The 18,451-nt window shown below is 50.3% G+C and carries 7 protein-coding genes; all 7 read left to right on the top strand.

Annotated elements, in window-relative coordinates:
- The first annotated feature begins 20 nt into the window (after positions 1-20).
- The 7 genes from BLQ82_RS27545 (at position 21) to BLQ82_RS27515 (ending at position 18,442) form a co-directional block, all read left to right on the top strand.
- Positions 21-4,271 (top strand): beta-ketoacyl synthase N-terminal-like domain-containing protein, encoded by a 4,251-nt coding sequence (locus BLQ82_RS27545; protein WP_062525453.1) that lies wholly within the window; start codon positions 21-23, stop codon positions 4,269-4,271.
- Positions 4,271-6,688: an excinuclease ABC subunit UvrA gene (locus BLQ82_RS27540; protein ID WP_062525451.1), complete on the top strand. Its 2,418-nt coding sequence runs from the start codon at positions 4,271-4,273 to the stop codon at positions 6,686-6,688. Before BLQ82_RS27545 ends, BLQ82_RS27540 begins: the two co-directional genes overlap by 1 nt.
- A 57-nt stretch (positions 6,689-6,745) precedes the next feature.
- Positions 6,746-7,774 carry a cysteine peptidase family C39 domain-containing protein gene (locus BLQ82_RS27535; RefSeq protein WP_062525450.1) on the top strand — a complete coding sequence of 343 codons (1,029 nt, stop codon included), beginning with the start codon at positions 6,746-6,748 and terminating at the stop codon, positions 7,772-7,774.
- A gap of 66 nt (positions 7,775-7,840) precedes the next feature.
- Positions 7,841-8,170, top strand: coding sequence for a phosphopantetheine-binding protein (locus BLQ82_RS27530; RefSeq protein WP_062525448.1), 330 nt, complete (start codon positions 7,841-7,843; stop codon positions 8,168-8,170).
- A gap of 317 nt (positions 8,171-8,487) precedes the next feature.
- Complete coding sequence (locus BLQ82_RS27525) at positions 8,488-9,210, top strand: thioesterase II family protein (RefSeq protein WP_062525446.1); 723 nt, start codon at positions 8,488-8,490, stop codon at positions 9,208-9,210.
- 174 nt (positions 9,211-9,384) lie between these two features.
- The gene (locus tag BLQ82_RS27520; RefSeq protein WP_062525444.1) at positions 9,385-17,793 is read left to right on the top strand and encodes a type I polyketide synthase; all 8,409 of its coding nucleotides are present in this window, start codon (positions 9,385-9,387) and stop codon (positions 17,791-17,793) included.
- Entirely contained in the window at positions 17,786-18,442 is a 657-nt protein-coding gene (locus BLQ82_RS27515; protein WP_062525442.1) for an HAD family hydrolase, read from the top strand. Before BLQ82_RS27520 ends, BLQ82_RS27515 begins: the two co-directional genes overlap by 8 nt.
- Positions 18,443-18,451 lie beyond the last annotated feature (9 nt).

The following is an 18,451-nucleotide window of genomic DNA, read 5'->3' as shown; positions in this document are numbered from 1 at the left end:
CCTGTGAAAGGAACATGACCATGGAAAATGATCTTAATCTTAACTCGAAGGTTGCTGTCATCGGAATGGCTGGAAGGTTCCCGCAGGCGGGGGATATCGGGGAATTCTGGCATAACCTGGTTCAAGGTGCGGAAGGGATTCAATTCTTCTCCAAAGAGGAATTGCGGCAGGCGGGAGTGAATCCGGCTCTGCTTGAGAAACCCGAGTATGTACCGGCTTCCGGCCGTTTGCAAGACATCGGGCAGTTTGATGCGGCCTTCTTTCAATACACACCAAGAGAAGCGGAAATCATGGACCCGCAGCAGCGGCTGTTTCTGGAATGCGCTTGGAAGGCAATCGAGGATGCCGGGCACAGCCTGTCCCAATACGATGGAGCGGTCGGCGTATTCGCAGGGGTAGGTGCAAATAAATATATCACCCATATTATGAGCCATCCTGAGCTGCTGCATATCCTGGACCACCGGCAAATCGAGGTGGCCAATGACAAGGACTTTCTCACAACACGGGTTTCCTACAAATTGAATGCGACCGGTCCCAGTTTTGCCGTACAGACCGCTTGCTCTTCCTCCCTCGTGAGTGTGCATATCGCCTGCCAAAGCTTATTGAATGGCGAGTGCGATATGGCGCTGGCTGGAGGCGTTTCCATTCAATTTCTTGAAAAAAGCGGATACCTCTATAAAGCGGGCGGCATCGAATCGCCTGACGGACACTGCCGCTGCTTCGATGAAAAGGCAGAAGGAACCGTGTTCGGTGATGGGGTTGGTGTGATTGTGCTCAAACGGCTGGAGGAAGCCATTGCGGACAAGGATCATATCTATGCGGTGATTAGCGGGTCAGCCATCGGCAATGACGGGGCAGGCAAGATCGGGTTCACGGCTCCGGGATTGGACGGACAGGTACAAGTGATTTCGGAAGCTATGGAAGTGGCCGGAGTGACGCCCAATGATATAGGATACATCGAGGCGCACGGCACCGGCACCAAATTGGGCGATCAGGTAGAGATTGCGGCCCTTAAGGAAGTGTTCAAAAACCGGGACCAGGAAGAGTCGTGTTACATTGGTTCCGTCAAGGCCAACATCGGGCATTTGAACACCGCCTCAGGCATCGCCGGCTTGATCAAAACGGTTCTGATCATCCAGCAGCAGCTCATCCCGCCGCTCCTGCACCTCCGGAACCCGAATCAGCAGCTGGAGTTAGAGGACAGCCCGTTCCGGCTGAATCAGAGTCCGGTGACCTGGGCCGCGGGTGAACAGAAAAGGGTGGCAGGTGTCAGTTCTTTTGGCATCGGAGGCACGAACGTCCATGTCATTGTCGAACAAGCCCCAGACCTCCGTCTGGAACCAAGCAGACAAGATTGGCATCTGCTGCCGTTCTCGGGGAAAACAGAGCAGGCCCGGCAGCGTAACCTTGACAATCTGCTGGCGTACCTCAACGCCAATCCAGAGGCCGACCTGTCACGGGTGTCTTATACCCTTCAGACGGGAAGGGAGCATTTTGACTACCGGGGATTTCTTCTTTGCGGCAACCATGGAGAGCAGCGGAACATCTGCCCGGACCAGCGGGCGGTTAAACAGGAGAAATCCGTTGTTTTCTTTTTCTCCTTGGAACAGGCACCCCCCGTAGCCATGGTTCGGGAATTGTATAGGCAAGAGCCTTACTTCCGAAAAACAATGGATGAAAGCTTTCACATGGTGGAACGGATGTTTCAACTTGATCTCACAAAGCGGATATTCCCTGAAGCTGATAACGTTCAAGGACAAGCGGAGCTGCCCTCCAGCCAGGAGCCCAATGGACCGCTTCTCTCTTTCATATTTGGTTATTCCCTGGTACAGCTATGGCAGCACTGGGGCGTTTTCCCGCACGCGGTGGCCGGGGACTGGATCGGTGAATATGTCGGCGCTTGTCTGGCGAATGTTTTTTCACGCGAGGATGCCTTGAAATTATTGTTTTTCGAGGGGGAGGTTCCGGAAGGAATGGTGCTGGGACAGCCAACCCTCCCGGTTCTGTCCAATCGATCGCAGACCTGGATGGAAGAAGGGCAGGCAACCTCCCTGGCCTACTGGAAAGAGGTCCTGAACCAGCCAAGCAATCTGTTGGCTTGTGTGTCAGAGCTTGCCGCACTCCAAAATCCGATATATATCAAGATCGGCTGGGAATACAATCGCCTGGATATGCTGGATCTAACCATTCAAGAAAAGAATCAAACCGCTCTATTGCTGAATTCCCTGCCAAGGGAAACAGACAACGAATCGGCTGACAGGGTCCTTCTCGAATCCTTGGGGAGGTTGTGGTTGGCCAACGTTGACGTCTGTTGGAAGAACGTTCAATCCGGCGGGCAGACAAGAAGAATTCCGCTGCCAACCTATGCTTTTGATAGAGAGACTTACTGGATTGACAGAGCTGCTGCTGGAGAACAGGGAAGCCTTGAGGCAGGTGAACTTCCCGAAGAACCATTAAAGGCAGTGAGCCGGGGAGACCATTTCGTTCAGGTTGGCAGCACAAGCTATACACTGGATTCGTCCCAGCTGCAGCAAGTTCAGGAGCTGCTGGCCAGCTTCTCCCCAAATTCGGCCGGAGCATTCCCGGATGTACCGGAGAAGCGGAAGGAGTACATCGTCTCCAGACTGTGCAGCATCTTAGAGGAGCTACTAGGGAAAAAGCCGGTCAGCAGCCAGGACGACTTTTTCGAACACGGGGGCGATTCTGTAACAGCTATCCAGTTTGCTTCCCGTGCAAAGGATTTTGACATCGTGTTTTCTTCGGAGCTGCTCTTCGACTACCCGACGATAGCGCAATTATCCGATAAGCTCCTTGAGCACCCGGCGGCCTCCCTGCAAGAAGAAGAGCCTATGCCGGAACAACGGGCGGGCATTCATTATTTTGATGTCGATACCTCCGATCAGAACCTGTTGGCGGAGGTCTTATCTGCCGAAGAAGTGGAAAGTGTGTATCCGCTGTCATTTATGCAGCTTCTGGTGTTGAACCACAATATTATCAATGCCCGTCTGGGCACGGTAAATCTGCTTTCGTTTCAAATTTCCGGGGAGCTGCACCGCGGCCGCTTTCAGTCAGCCTGGAACAAGGTAGTGAACCGTCATACCCTGCTGCGGACAGGCTTTGTCTGGAGAAGAATTTCCAATCCGGTTCAGTTTGTCAAAAAACAGGCTGAAATCACCATCCACGAGCTGGATTGGACCGGACTCTCGGAGGAAGGACAGCAGCGCGCACTGGATGAGTTCCTGTCCCTGGAAAGAAAAAAAAGCTTTAAAGTGGATGAGGTTCCACAAATGCGTTTCCACCTTATGAAGCTCCGGGAGGCCTGCTATCAATTTGTCTGGTCTTACCAGAACTCTTTGTTTGACGGCTGGAGCATGAATATAATTCTGCGGGAAGTATGGGACAGCTATGAACAGAGCGAATCCCTGAAGCCTCTGCCCGAAACCGCGCCTACGCCTTATCTGGCTTATATGCAATGGCAAAAAACAAAGGATATCGGGGAAGCGAAGGCGTGCTGGACAGAGGAAATGAAGGGTTTTAGCATAGAAACGCAGCCGGAGCCTACGAACGACATCACCTCTCTGAACTACGAAGGCGCTTTTCAGAGTGCAGATATTCCGCCCGATGTTATGCAGGCGGCAAGAGAGTTTACCAGAAAAGGCCAGATCACTATGAATACGCTGTTTCTTGGCGTATGGGGTCTGGTGCTTGCCCGGTTGCTCAAGAAGCGTGACATCATGCTCGGAATGATTACATCGGGAAGAGTCCCCGAGGTGGAGCATATGGACACCATGGTAGGTTTGTTTACGAACAGCCTGCCTGTCCGCCTGATGTACGATCCTGCGGAGCGTGTCCAGGACTGGTTTCAAGCGCTGCAAAAAAAATTACTGAAGCTCAGACGCCACGAGCATGTTACCTTACAGCAGATAAGCCAGTGGTCCGGGCTTCCCGCCGACTATTTACAGAGGGTGACCAACACTCGGAGCCTGGTATACACCAATTTTCCGTTCCACTTGAACCAGACACAGAGCGGAAGCGGGCAGAACTTGCTTCAAGCAGAGAGCATCGGACAATTGCATCTTCCCCTGCGTCTGTTTGTCAACCCGGGTGAAGAGCGGTTTACGCTCCGGATCGAATACAACCGCAGCGTATATGATCATGACCATATTGCTAACCTGCTGCTGGATATCTGTCAGCAGGCAGCCAATATTCACCGTGCATCAACGCTTGGAGAGTTAGTCCATCAAGAGGGAGCGCAGAAAGGACTTGTGTAATGAAACATATCGAGGTCTATAATGCCAAATTGCATAATCTCAAAAACATCACAACAAAAATTCCGAAGCAGCAGCTTATTGTCGTAACGGGCATTAGCGGATCGGGGAAATCCAGTTTTATCTTTGATACGCTCCATCATGAAGGGCAGCGGCTTTATCTGGAGGCCTTGGGCATTTCCCATGACGTCCTGCACTATGACGCGTTTGATATGATTCAGGGGCTTAGTCCGACGATTGCCGTACAGCAGAGAACCGTGAGCAACCTGAATCCAAGGTCGGTTGTAGGGACGGCCACCCGGCTCCTGAACCTGATGGCGCTGATCTATGTGAACGAAGGGGTAGAGAAGGAGAACGAAGAGCCAGAGGCTTCCTTGCGCGGTTATGTCCCCGGAATGTTTATGTTCAACTCTCCTCACGGCTCCTGCCCGGCCTGCAGCGGCAGAGGAACGATTACTGAGGTGAATATTGCGAAGATTCTGCCGCCAAGCAGCGAACCGATAGAAGTATGGCACCAGTTCGCCTATGAGTTTCCGCAGCACAAAAAAGAGGAAAAGGAATATGTCACCAAAAGGTTTGATAACTTTATCCAAACCTATAATCTCGCGCCGGAGACGCCGGTTTCTGAGTTATCCGGAGAGGCCAGAGACGTTTTTTTGCATTACCGGCCCAAACGGACGCAGAGCAAAGGGAACCTTATCTTTTATGGAGTGAATGTAGTTATTGAGGAGAAGCTGAAAAAAGTGAATCTGCAGCAGTTTCCTGATCTCCACATCACCCGGCCATGTACAAGATGCCACGGGTACCGGCTTGGGGAAAGGGCGCTGTCCATCACCTTGGAGAATAACCATATTGGCCAGCTTTGCCAGATGGATGTGCTGGGGCTTACAGCGTTTTTTCAGCATTATCTGACCGTAAGGCCCCATTCTGCTTTTGTGATGCATTTGATCAAGGAGATTCTCAGCAAGCTAACCTGTATGGAGACCGTTGGATTATCTTACCTTAATCTGTACCGGGAAATTCCGTCTCTTAGCGGCGGGGAAATTCAGAGACTGCATATTATGTCCCATCTGTCAGCCAAAGTGGATTCGATCATTTATATCTTTGATGAGCCGACGGCCGGCCTGCACGAAGTGGAGAAGGCCAAGATTATCGGGAGCTTTCAAAGCTTGAAGGAACAAGGAAATACGGTGATTGTCGTAGAGCATGACGAAAGTGTGATCCGGCAGGCTGAATACATTATTGATTTTGGTCCCAAAGCGGGCCAGGGAGGCGGGACTATTGTCTATCAAGGGGACTATGCCAACTTTCTGGGTTCCGCTGAATCTATAACGGCCAAGTATCTGCTTCACAAACCGATGCCGCCCAAAGAATACGCGGGTGCAGTAGATAGCTCCACGCCCAGGCTTTCCATCAAGAATGCCAGAACCAATAACCTGAAGAATATTAACGTGGATATCCCGCTGCAGTCTATCGTAGGCATATGCGGTTTGTCCGGCAGCGGTAAAAGCTCCTTGATGATCGATACATTGATCCCTTTGCTGCAGGCCGCATTGAAGGCACGGGCACCGGGAACCAAGCGTCTGGACGAAGCGGAAACCGAAAATGATACCGTTCAGGCCAGAGCAGAGGCGGAACTGGAAGGTACCGGGAATATAGACGGATTTGTCGTCGTCACCCAGCAGTTGGCCCGGAGGCATGAAAATTCGATTGTGGCTACCTTTCTGGGGGTCTGGGAGCCAATCCGCCATATTTTCTCCATACAGGAAGAGGCGGTGGCGCAGCAATTTACGAAAGGACACTTTTCCTTTAACTCTATAGGCTCATGCCCGGCGTGCAATGGCTACGGGCACATCAAGAGATGGCTGAGCCAGCTTGTGTTTAGCGAGGAATGCCCGTCCTGCCAAGGCAAACGTTTTAAGAATGAAGTGCTGCGGGTGAAGTATAAGCAGCGCAGTATTGCTGACATTCTTGCGATGTCTGTTTCGGAAGCACAGGCCTTTTTTCAGGACCAGCCCAAAATCAGCAGCCTGCTGACTGCAATAGAAGAGATGGGCATGGGTTACATTCATCTGGGTCAAAGTCTCACCACGCTGAGCGGAGGAGAAGTGCAGCGCTTAAAGCTTGCCAGAGAGCTGGGTAAAAGCGGAAAAGTTAACTATCTGTATATTCTGGATGAACCTACTGTCGGACTCAGCTACTACGATGCCGAAAAATTGCTGATGATCTTAAGCAAACTGGTAGCCGGCAAGCATTCTGTCATACTCATCGAACACGACCCGTATGTCCTTTCCTATTGTGATCATCTCATCGAGCTGGGGCCGGGCGCAGGATACAAGGGAGGGGAGATTGTCGCCACCGGAACACCTGAAGAGGTGAAAAAGAATGCCGTCTCGATGATAGGCCCGTTTTTGGAATAGCCCAAACAGATCCCAAAGCTTGCCATTCTCATTCGAAACTGAAAGGGGAAGTATGGAATGAAGAAAGTGCTTTTACCGGTGGTACAGCCGCCTATTTGGGGATACCAGTTTTTTGCTTTTCCGCTTTGTATCGTGCTGGCACACGATAAGAGTCTGCCTTGGTTCTACAGCAACTATATACAAGTATGTTATGACAAAAGACCTGATCCGCCCATCCCCTTTACTTTTTACATTCATGACCATACTTTAAATCCATGGCTGCATGTCGAACGCCTGCAAAGAAGCACAATGGGCATTATCAAGCGCAATATTGTCGACTTTATCCGGGACTGTCTGGATGACGGCATGTACTGTAATCTGAACGTAGACGAGTTTTTCATCCCGGAACGGGAAGTTTACCGCAAAAGCCATCTTTCCCATGATATATTGATCCACGGATATGATTTGCAGGAGCAAACGTTTCAGCTTATGGGCTTTACAGATAAACATACCTTTGCTTCCACCAGCGTACGGTTTACCGACTTTGAGCAGGCGTATCACAACATTGATGTTATCGATCATCAAGCGGTGTGCGACCGGATCTTTCTGTATAAATGGAATGAATCAGGACAATATGATTTTGATCTGACCCTGGCTCAGGAAACCCTGGAAGATTACCTGCTCTCCAGAAATACATCTGCCAGATTCCGGATGGTTGCCTCCCCTTGGAATCATTGTGATTACGGGTTGAAGACCTATAACGCACTGCTGCAATATTTCGAGCAGTTGCTGAATGGGCAAACCGGCTTCGACGTCAGGCATATTCACAGCTTGTGGGAGCATAAGAGCCTGATGTCCGCCCGCATTAGATACATGGAAGGGCCTTCACAGCGGCTTATTACTTCTGATGATGTGCTTGCTTCTTCCATCGAATTGGAACGGCTGGCATTAAACGCCCGAAATCTGATGCTGAGATATTATTTGCACAACACTCCGGAATCGCTTACTAGAATCATGAGGTATCTGGAAGAAATAGCGTCCAAGGAAAAGCTGTTCATGGAAAAACTATTGGATCACCTGTCTCAAAACAAAGCGTACTCCTTCTAAGCCATTGTCATGATCCATCCCGCTCAAGGGCTATAGGTAAAATCCACAAGGGGAGTGATTCTAAGCGTGATAACCAAAAATGAGATTGAAGCCCAATTGGTGCAAATTTATCTCAAGCAGATGCAAGTGGCGGCAGCTGGCGATGCAACTGGCGATACAACTGGCAATGCAACAACTGGAAATGCAGCTGTACAGGGCAACGGAATTGATTTCTCCGGGGATCACATCAGCTTGCAGGATGCAGGGATTAACTCACTCGGGTTCATCCGGTTAGTGGTTGAGATCGAAAATGCGTTTCAGATTCAATTTGAGGACGACATGCTGAACATTGAATTATTTCATTCCATGCAGGATCTGGTTGCTTATATTGAGAGGGAAGTGAATAAAGCGTCCTAACCTGTAATTTCTTGACAAGGGTATAGGCGTACGATAATATGTTGGTTAAGGGTTCCAAGTCGACAATTTTTTGGATAGATAAAGATACTCATAGTGGTAAAACCTGTCCTGACAACTGCAGAGTTATAGGGGAGGTTTTTGCTTTATTCTCACAAAAATAACCAGACTGTTCTATTGAAGCTTAGGCACTTTAGAATGACGCAGGGGCCATAAATGGTAGAGTAGTAGTGTATGCAGCAAGATACACGAAATGGCGAAGCTATGCCTCTGAGGACGTTCTAAAAGATGCGATGGGACGCCAAAAAGGAGAATATGCAGTGGGTACCAGCAACGGTTCTTTAAATGGAATGAAGTTGTTTTGTTTGCCGTACGCAGGCGGGTCTGCTACTGTATTTACAAAGTGGAAACGAGAGCTGGACTCAAGAATTGAGTTGATACCCGTAGAGCTGGCCGGGAGGGGAAGAAGGTTTGTAGAACCATTCTATCCTTCGCTGTGTGACGGGGTGAAAGATATCTCTACTGCTATTATGGATCAAATAGGCGACAAGGGCTATTCGTTATTTGGACACAGCATGGGGACGTTGTATATATGTGAACTGATGAAACAAATCCAGGCCAACGGCTGGGAAAAACCGCGGCATCTTTTTCTGTCCGGTATGTACCCGCCCCATATTCATGATAAGAAGAAGATTCATCATTTGCCGGATGATGAATTCTGGCAGGAAGTCATCAGACTTGGCGGAACTCCGAAGCAAGTTTCGGAGAACAAAGAACTGATGGGGATTTTCACACCAGTCCTAAGGTCTGACTACAAGAATGTAGAGAGCTATTTCACTGAAGCCCCCCAAGAAAAATGGGACATAGATATTACTGTTCTTGTCGGCGATGAGGATGAGATCACAAGCATGGGTGAGATCCGGCAGTGGAAAGAGTACACGACCCAATCCTGCTCGATCGTTACGTTTCAGGGAGGGCACTTCTTCATCAACGAGGATGAGAAGAAGGTCATCGACCTCATTAACAGAACACTAATTGCATAGAATGTGCCAGCATAAATAACCCTCACCAGTATATGGTGAAGGGTTATTTATGCTGTGCTGCTGACAGTGCTAACAATAGGTTAGCTCTGAGCCTTGGGGCACCTCTTCCGCAGAGTTATTCTTCTGCACAGACATCTGTTTCAGTGAAGAATCGGAAAGGAACTGGGGGTTACTATGAGTCATCAAAACAGTGGGCAAATGTATACCGGATTGGAAATTGCCGTCATCGGCCTGGATTGTAAATTTCCGCAGGCCGCTGACGCTGAACAATTCTGGAATAACCTCAAGTACGGAGTCGAAGGAATTCAGTTTTTTTCCGATGAGGAAATGATTCAATCCGGCATCGATCCAGCTCTATGCAATGATCCGAATTATGTGAAGGCAAGAGGAATTCTGGAGGATATTGAATATTTTGATGCGTCCTTTTTTGATTATACGCCGCTTGAAGCGACGGTGCTGGACCCTCAAGTCAGAATCTTTCATGAATGTGTAATGAATGCATTAGACAATGCCGGGTATAATCCCGATACATACAAGGGACAAATCGGGCTGTACGCGGGCAGCACCGAAAATGCCAACTGGCAGCTTCGGCAGCTTCTGGCTGGTGAGCACCCTACGTTTAACATGAGCTTCCGTGAATATTTATGTACGTCGGTCTCCTATAAATTAAGACTGAGGGGGCCAAGCGTAACCGTTCTGTCGGCGTGCTCCACTTCGCTGGTTGCTGTCCATCTGGCGAGCCAGGCCTTGCTGAACGGTGAATGCAACATCGCATTGGCGGGCGGTGTGCACCTGTCGCTCCCTTCCAAGAAGGGGTATTACTACGTCGATGATCTGATCTATTCAGCGGATGGCCATTGCCGCACGTTTGATGCCGCTTCACAGGGAACGCTTATCAGCGATGGTGCAGGGGTTGTCGTCCTGAAGACCTTACAGGATGCCATTCAGGACCGCGATCATATCTATGCCGTGATTAAAGGGTCGGCCATCAATAATGACGGCAACCGGAAAGCGGGGTTCTCCGCGCCGAGCATCAACGGCCAAAAAGAAGTGATTGAAGCGGCCCTCCAAATGGCTGAAGTGGAGGCCGAATCCATTACTATGGTGGAAGCCCACGGCACGGCCACGAAGATTGGGGATTCCATCGAGATTGAAGCGCTGAAACGGGCATATAGCACGAATCACAAAGCGTATTGCGCAATCGGCTCTGTAAAGTCGAATATCGGCCATCTGAATGAAGCAGCAGGGATTGCAGGCTTGATCAAAACGATTCTATCGATTGAGCACAGGCAGATTCCTCCCACGATTAACTTTAACAACCCGAATCCCAAAATTGAGTTTGAGGATACCCCCTTCTATGTGAACAATGCGTTGGCCGATTGGACAACCGCAGGCACGGAGCTCCGGGCCGCCGTAAGCTCTTTTGGCATCGGCGGGACCAATGCCCATGTCATTCTTGAAGAACCTCCGTCATTAGAACAAACAACTGAGGGGAAGACTTCCCGGTTGTTTGTATTCTCTGCCAAGACCCCAACCGCCGTGCAGGAGCAAATCAGCCGCTTCAAGCAGCACTTGAAAAGCTGTCCTAATCTGAGCCTGTCCGATGCTGCCTATACGCTGCAAGCCGGGAGAAGGGCTCTGTCAAACCGTGCTTACATTGTAGCGGGGAGTCATCAGGAACTGGCAAGCAAGCTTGAGGAAAAGGCATTTGCCATCCAGTCAGTGGACAAAAGCGAATCTGCTGTTCTTTACGTCTTGCCGGATATCGATGGTGGCGCCCAAGCTGTTCAACAGGCAATCTCCTTATATGAGAGCCATTTCGTATTCCGCCAGGCGGCAGACACGGCTATGGGCAAACTGGGAGCTCACAGCGGGATAGACTTCCGCACACTTTTCCTCCGGGGTGAAAAAAATCAGCTGCAGCGTGAAGCTATTCATTTTCTATTCAGCTATGCCGTGACAAGCATCATGCTGCAATGTAACCATAAACCTTTGGGGCTGCTTGGCATCAAACGGGGCAGCCTGGCAGCTGCCGCTGTGACAGAAGCTGTGGCACTTCAACACTCATTCACTGCATTCATGGACGGAGAGAGTACGGCTATCACAGATCATCCGATCCATAACCCCCGTGTCCCGATGTTTTCGCCTGCAAGCGGCGACAAGCTGTTGCGGGAGGAGTTGAAAGAACCGGATTTTTGGAGTAACGCCTGGCAACCTTCTTTTTCATTAACGCCAGGGATTGTGAACCTTGTGAACACACCCAAGACCCTTGTTGCCTCTATAGGAACGGAAGTACACGAACTAATGACAACAATGGATGAACCCCGCTCTAAGCTGATTTCATTCATTTCAGGTGCGGGCGGTATTAGTGGAGACGGGTGCTTTCTCCAATGGATAGGGAGACTATGGAGCGCAGGGCTGGGCATTCGCTGGGAAGCCCTTGAGAAGGCCGGGAATAAGGGCCGGATTCCGCTGCCCGCCTATCCGTTTGAGCGAAACCGCTATTTCCTTAACGAAGACCCGGTACAGCTGGGAGAATCCTTGCTGCAGCAGGTCAAAGGACAGACGGGACAACAGAACTCTGCAGCGGATTGCTGCTATACGCCTACCTGGAAGAAAGCGGCGCTTTCCAGCGTGAGAAGCCGGCAGGGGAGCAAGCCCTCAGCGATTATTGTTCACGATGTCGCATTGGAAGAGGGCACAATCGAAATATGCAACCGTTACTTTGACCATCCGGTTTTTGTGGCAAAAGCTTGTAAACCTGTTACGGTTGGCGGCACCGCAATCCAACTGGAGAATAACAGTAAAAGCGGCTACTGCCAAATGCTTCAAGCGTATCAGAAGCAAACAAAGGCGTTCCCCCAGAATATCCTCTATTTTGCGCTAAGGAATCATGGCATGGAGTCAAGGGATCACTGGCAGGAAGATCTGATGCTGCAAGAAACTTATTATGGATTATTGCCTCTAGTTCAAGCTATAGATGAGTGCAATGCGAACGGAATGGTTCAACTGGGCGTGGTCACGAATCATCTCTTTGATGTGCTGGGCAATGAAGAAATAAACCCGTGGAATGCGACCCTTTTGGGATTGGTTCGCGGAATTCCCCTGGAGTTTCCGGGCCTGCAGTGCCAGCTCATTGAGATTGCGGATCAGGAGCAGCTCCGCTTGTCCACAGTCGCGGATATCCTTTTTCGGGAAGCGGAGAGCAGCCGGGACGGGATTGTCGCTATACGCGGAAACTCCAAATGGCTGCCCATGTACGAACCCCTTGCCCCGGGCCCGGACACTCTGCCTGTGCTTTCCAATGAGGGAGTTTATTTAATCACAGGAGGAAGCGGCGGCATCGGAATGGAGCTGGCCGAGTATCTATCCCGCCACTGCAATGCCAGCCTCGTCCTCATGGTCCGTTCAGCGTTTCCGGCGAAAGGCCAGTGGGCAAGCTGGCTTCGTGAACATGCCAAACATGATCTTGTTTCAGAAAAAATCAGAAGAATTAAGGCCATGGAACAAAGGGGTACACAGGTTTACGTTTATCAATCAGATGTTTCTGACTTCAACCGCCTTGCCCATACCATTCAGCAAGTCCAGCAGGAAATTGGGCGAATCCAAGGCGTCATCCATGCGGCAGGGCTTCCTGGCGGCGGGTTTATCCAGCAGCAGAGCAAGGAGACAGCAGACCCGGTCATCTTGACCAAAGCGCTGGGATGCGTTTATTTGAATCAAATTCTTCAGGAAAATTCATTGGATTTCTTTGTGGTATGCTCTTCGGTCAGTACACTGTTTCCCATTATCGGGCAGTCTGATTATAACGCGGCCAATGCTTTTGTTGACGCATACGCAGAATATTGGAACCGCCTTGGAAAGCACCGGATAACCAGCATCAAATGGGATGTGTGGAAGAATGTCGGAATGGCGGTAAATACAGGGATGGCTCCGGCTCCCCGAAAAGAGCTTGCCCATCCGTTGTTCGACTCCTGTCTTCATTTGAGAGAGCAGGATATCTTTCACTCGAAGCTGAGCCTGCGTAAGCATTGGGTGCTGCAGGATCACCGCACGGAGGAATACGGCGTATTATCAGGTACTGCTGTACTGGAAATGGTTCGGGAGGCTGTTGAAGGCACCAGGCGGAAGAAACCTTTCCTTCTCCGCAATGTACAGTTCCACACGCCCATCCTGGTTCATGCGGAAGAAGAGAAACAAATCGTGCTCATCCTCACCCAAAACAATAAGTTTACAGTGTATGGCCGTCTTCCGGAAGAGGCTTCATGGGTGCCGCATGTTACGGGCAGGATTGGTTCTGCAGAGCCGCAGGGCAGCATCGTAGATATTGAACGGTTGAAGGACCGCTGCATTCAGCAGAACGTCATATATACCGAAGCTGATAATCACAAGCATGCGGGCCATCTGATCTTTGGAAAAAGATGGCGCAATATCCGCCAGGTCATGGCTGGAGACAAGGAAGGCCTGGCCATCATTGAGCTTCCGGAGGAATATCAGGGTGACCTGGAAGACTATCATCTGCATCCTGGACTGCTGGATTCTGCAACAAGCTTTTTGCTTGGCTTCATTAACCAAACCAATCTATACATTCCGTTATCCTATGAATCTATCGCCGTCTATGGGAAGTTGACGGACAGGGTATACAGCTACAGCAAGTACCTTGACAGCTCCTTGAATCAGGAAGAGTTGGCCAGCTTTGATATTCAGATCATGGATGAACAAGGCAACGTCATAATAGATATCAGGAATTACACCATGGTAGCCGTATCCGATGCGCTGACCAACCGGATCAGCACCAATCACGGGAAGACGCAGCATGCTGCCATCGATATAGACCATTTGCTGGCCCCGTACCCGGCCGGGAATGCAGGCGCCACAACGGGAATCCTGCCGGAGGAAGGGCGGGAAATCTTCGGCCGGGCACTTGCGGCGGAAGCTGCCACGATCATCGTTTCCGCGACACCGCTGGAACCACGGCTGCGCGGAGATAAGAGTACCGGTCAGCCGGGCAAGAACGGACAAGAGCCGGTGACCCGAAAGTCCCAGGGGAAACGGCCTGAGCTGCCGGTGGCTTATGTTCCTGCCGGAACGGATACCGAGAAAAAATTATGTGCGATCTATGAAAATCATCTTGGATTTCAGCCGATTGGCATCGAGGATGATTTTTTTGAATTGAGCGGAGATTCGCTCAAAGCCATTCATGTGATCTCCAGCATTAGAAAGCAATTTGACTGCAGTCTGACCCTGACAGACTTTTTTCAGAATAAAACGATTAAAAGTGTCGCCCAATTCATCCTGAATGCCAGCCGCGCCCATGAACGGCAGATTGCTCCAGTGAACCTCAAAAGCCACTACCCGGCCTCATTGGCGCAAAAAAGGATTTTTTTCCTGCAGGGACTTATGCCGGATACGGTGGGATACAATGAATCCACTTCCGTCTTGCTGGAAGGGAACATCAATGCCGGGCAAATTGAGAAGATTTTTGCCCAAATTATCAACCGCCATGAAAGTTTGCGGACGTCGTTCCGGGTTGAAGATGGCGAGATCGTTCAAATCATCCACCCTCATGTTGACTTTAAGCTGATCGTGACGGTGGTGAATGAGCATGGGATTGAAGACGCTGTGGAAAGGTTTATTCAGCCGTTTGACCTTGCCCGGGCACCGCTCATCCGCGTCGGTTTACTCCAAACGGGAGAGCAGCAAAGTATCCTGGCCGTCGATATGCACCATATCATTTCAGACGGCACGTCGGTCAATCTGCTGGTCAAAGATTTTGCTGATCTGTACATGGGGAAGAGCCTGCCGCCATTAGCCATTCAATATAAGGATTATGCCGAGTGGCAGCAAGGATTCATTACTTCCGAAGCCTATCGGAGGAAAGAGGCCTACTGGCTGGAGAAACTGGCGGGGCCGCTGCCTGTCTTGACTCTGCCGTCAGACTATCCTCGTCCGGCTGCACTGAGCTTTCAAGGCGGCAGGATCACGCTGGAGCTTGGCCGCCCGTCCAGTGAGCGCATCAAAAAGTTTTCCCAGGAGCAGCAGGTGACCTGGTTTATGACTATGCTGGCTGCGTACTATGCATTGCTTGCACGGCTCAGTGGAGAGTCCGATATTCTGATAGGCATTCCACAGGCCGGGCGCAATCACGAAGATGTACAAGAAATGGTAGGCATGTTTGTCAATTCGCTGGTGCTGCGGAATCAGCCGGAGAGGGATAAGCCGTTCCTCGTCTTTTTACAGGAAGTTAAGGCAAGCTTGCTGGAAGCCTTGGAAAATCAGGATTTTCAGATTGAAATGATTGTGGACCAGCTGGATTATAAACGGGACCCGGGCCGGACCCTTCTCTATGACACGATTTTCAATTATCAGAGCATGAAAAATCAGACGGAGACGGAAGTAAGCTATCTGCATGATCTTAAGCTGTCGCCGTATCCAATGATATCCAAAACGACGAAAGCCGATCTGAATATTCATTTATATGAAGTTCCTTCCGGAATTTATTTGGAGTGCTTCTATCGGACGGATTTGTTCAAGCAGGAAACAGTCCAATACATCTTTGAGGAATACCGCAGAATGATTGAAGCCATTCCAGAGCAGGCCGGTATGACAATAGGGGAGTTGCCGGTATTCCGGCAGAAAGACATCCCGCGAGCAGTAGACAGTGTTTCACCACCCGTCCGGTTCCAAGCCTTCCATTACAACGATCCGGTAGACCATCTGGTACAACGGTTCGAAAAGCAGGCCGCAGCATATCCCGCCCATCCTGCTGTCAAATACCGTGAAGAATCATTGAATTACCGGCAGCTTAATGAACAAGCCAACCGGATCGCCCGCCGCATATGGGAACTGAAAGGACAGGAGAGTGTAAAGCAGCCGGTAGCCTTGTTGTTCGGGAATACGATTGAAATGGTTGCGGCGCTGGCAGGGGCTATAAAAGCGGGGATTCCTTTTGTGCCGCTCGACCGCAGCGCTCCGGTGCAACGTCTGACCCATATGATCAATGATGCGCAGGCAACTCTCATTCTCACTGATTCTGAGAATGAGTCCGCTGCCCGTGAACTGGCGGAAAAAATCAATACCAAAGTAACGATTGTCAATACAGCGGAGGGATTGAGAGGTATCTCTACGGAGAATCCCTCCATTTACCCGGACGGTGATCAAACCGCCTTTATCCTGTATACGTCAGGCTCCTCGGGAACACCGAAGGGGGTAGTCCAATCGTACAGAAACATCACCTATTACATTGCCCAGTTTACGCGTTCCTTGGCTGTCAATCATCAAGACCGGATGGCCCTGTTAACAACCTACAGCCATGCCATCGGCATTCTGGATATATTGGCAAGCCTGCTGAACGGGGCAACGCTGCATTTATGTGATCTTAAACTGGACGCGAGTATACAGAGATTAAGCAGCTGGTTGAACTACGAAGGAATTACCATCTATCACTCCGTTCCATCTGTCTTCCGGTTTTTAATGAAGAATCTGCCCGGAGATGTCCAGCTGCCTTCGCTTCGCATGATTTTATTGGGCGGAGAAGTGGTTACCAGAGCGGATTTTGAGCTGTACAAGAAAAACTGCGCCGAACACTGCTTGTTTGTTAACTTTCTGGGATGTTCGGAATTGATGGTGATTTCCTTTTACATGCTGGATCAGGAAAGTGAAGTGAATCATGCCAAGCTTCCGGCCGGGTATGCAGTCGATGGCATTGACGTACAAATTGTCGATGAGAATGGCCGGGAGGCTGGAATTTTTGAAGTCGGGCAGCTCGTCTATCACAGCGAATATCTTTCCCCGGGGTATTGGAATCAGACCGAAGCTACGGAGAAGGTGTTTGCCTGCGGTCCAGACAGCGGAGCAAAAAGACTGTATCGAAGCGGAGATTATGGCCGGCTGCTGCCAAATGGCTGCCTGGAATATCAGGGGAGAAATGATGCTCAACTGAAGATTAGGGGCTACAGAGTGGATCTGAACGAAATCGAAAGCACGCTCGATCACATTCCTTTTATCCAGCAGAGTATTGTCACAGCGATCATGGATCAAGAAGGGGAGCAGGCAATTGCCGCTTATTATGTTCTGAAGGAACCGGCTGCAAAGAAGGAAATTATCCGGATGCTGCGGGAACAATTGCCTGTGTATCTGATTCCGCGTTATTGGACAGAGCTGAAGTCCTTCCCCATGATTGGTCCGAATAAAGTGGACCGCAATGCCTTGCCGGCGCCCGATGTCATTCCGTCCAAGGACCTCAGGCATGAATATGTGCCTCCCCGCAATGAGGTGGAGAACATGCTGGCGAGACTGTGGGGAGAAGTACTGGGCATCCAGCACATAGGGATAGATGACGGCTTTTTTGACATCGGCGGCCATTCCTTGCTGCTCATGCAGGTCCAGAACAATCTGGAGAAGGAGCTTAAGATAACCATTGAGATGGCTGATCTTTTTAAATATCCTACTATAAGCTCGTTAGCCTCGTTCTTAAAAGACAAGCAGAGCCACAATGAATACCTGAACCAAAGCAAGCAACGCGGAGAATTGAGAAGAAGCCTGATGGGAAACCGCAGAAAAGGGGAGCTGAATAATGAATAACGCAGTAGTATTTGACTTCGACGGAGTAATTATTGATTCCCTGGAAGTACAGCGTAAAGCCTTTTTTGAGAGCTTTCGGCTGGTTTCCGATGGCCCGCTCCCTTCTTTCGAGGAATTCCTTGGGCACAGCGGGGACTCCATACCCAACATTTTTACCAAGATGGGCCTGTCGCTTGACATGACAGAGCACTACCGGAGGATTGCCAGAGAAAATATTCATCTCATTCAAATGATAGACGGCATGGAGGAGCTGCTCCAGTACATTAAGGATGCGGGATGGCTCTGCGGCCTTTGCACGGGAAAGGACCGCCCCCGGACTCTCCTCACGCTGGAACAACATGGGTTAATCAGCTATTTTGATGCCGTGGTTTGTTCCGACGATGTCACCCATCCCAAACCGCACCCGGAAAGCCTGCTCTGTACCATCGGCCAATTGCATACGACGGTGGATCATTCGGTTTTTGTGGGCGATGGCAAGAACGATATCATTTGTGCGCGTGAGGCGAGGATGAGAAGCATAGCCGTCGCCTGGGGACACAATCCGGTAGAAGTCCTCCAGCAGGAAGCCCCCAGTTATGTCGCGTATAACGTGGAGGAGCTGCGCCATGAGCTGCAGGCTCTTTTTCTGCACACCGAAGTTTCATTATAAGCAGCGGGA

It is taken from the genome of Paenibacillus jilunlii, assembly GCF_900102965.1.
Lineage (GTDB): Bacteria > Bacillota > Bacilli > Paenibacillales > Paenibacillaceae > Paenibacillus_AQ > Paenibacillus_AQ jilunlii.
The sequence above is the reverse complement of the archived record's forward strand: the minus strand, read 5'-3'. Positions and strand labels throughout refer to the sequence as shown.

Excerpts from the sequence above, each read along its gene's own strand:
- BLQ82_RS27545 (WP_062525453.1), top strand. The coding sequence starts at position 21 with ATGGAAAATGATCTTAATCTTAACTCGAAGGTTGCTGTCATCGGAATG.
- BLQ82_RS27540 (WP_062525451.1), top strand. The coding sequence starts at position 4,271 with ATGAAACATATCGAGGTCTATAATGCCAAATTGCATAATCTCAAAAAC.
- BLQ82_RS27535 (WP_062525450.1), top strand. The coding sequence starts at position 6,746 with ATGAAGAAAGTGCTTTTACCGGTGGTACAGCCGCCTATTTGGGGATAC.
- BLQ82_RS27520 (WP_062525444.1), top strand. The coding sequence starts at position 9,385 with ATGAGTCATCAAAACAGTGGGCAAATGTATACCGGATTGGAAATTGCC.
- BLQ82_RS27515 (WP_062525442.1), top strand. The coding sequence starts at position 17,786 with ATGAATAACGCAGTAGTATTTGACTTCGACGGAGTAATTATTGATTCC.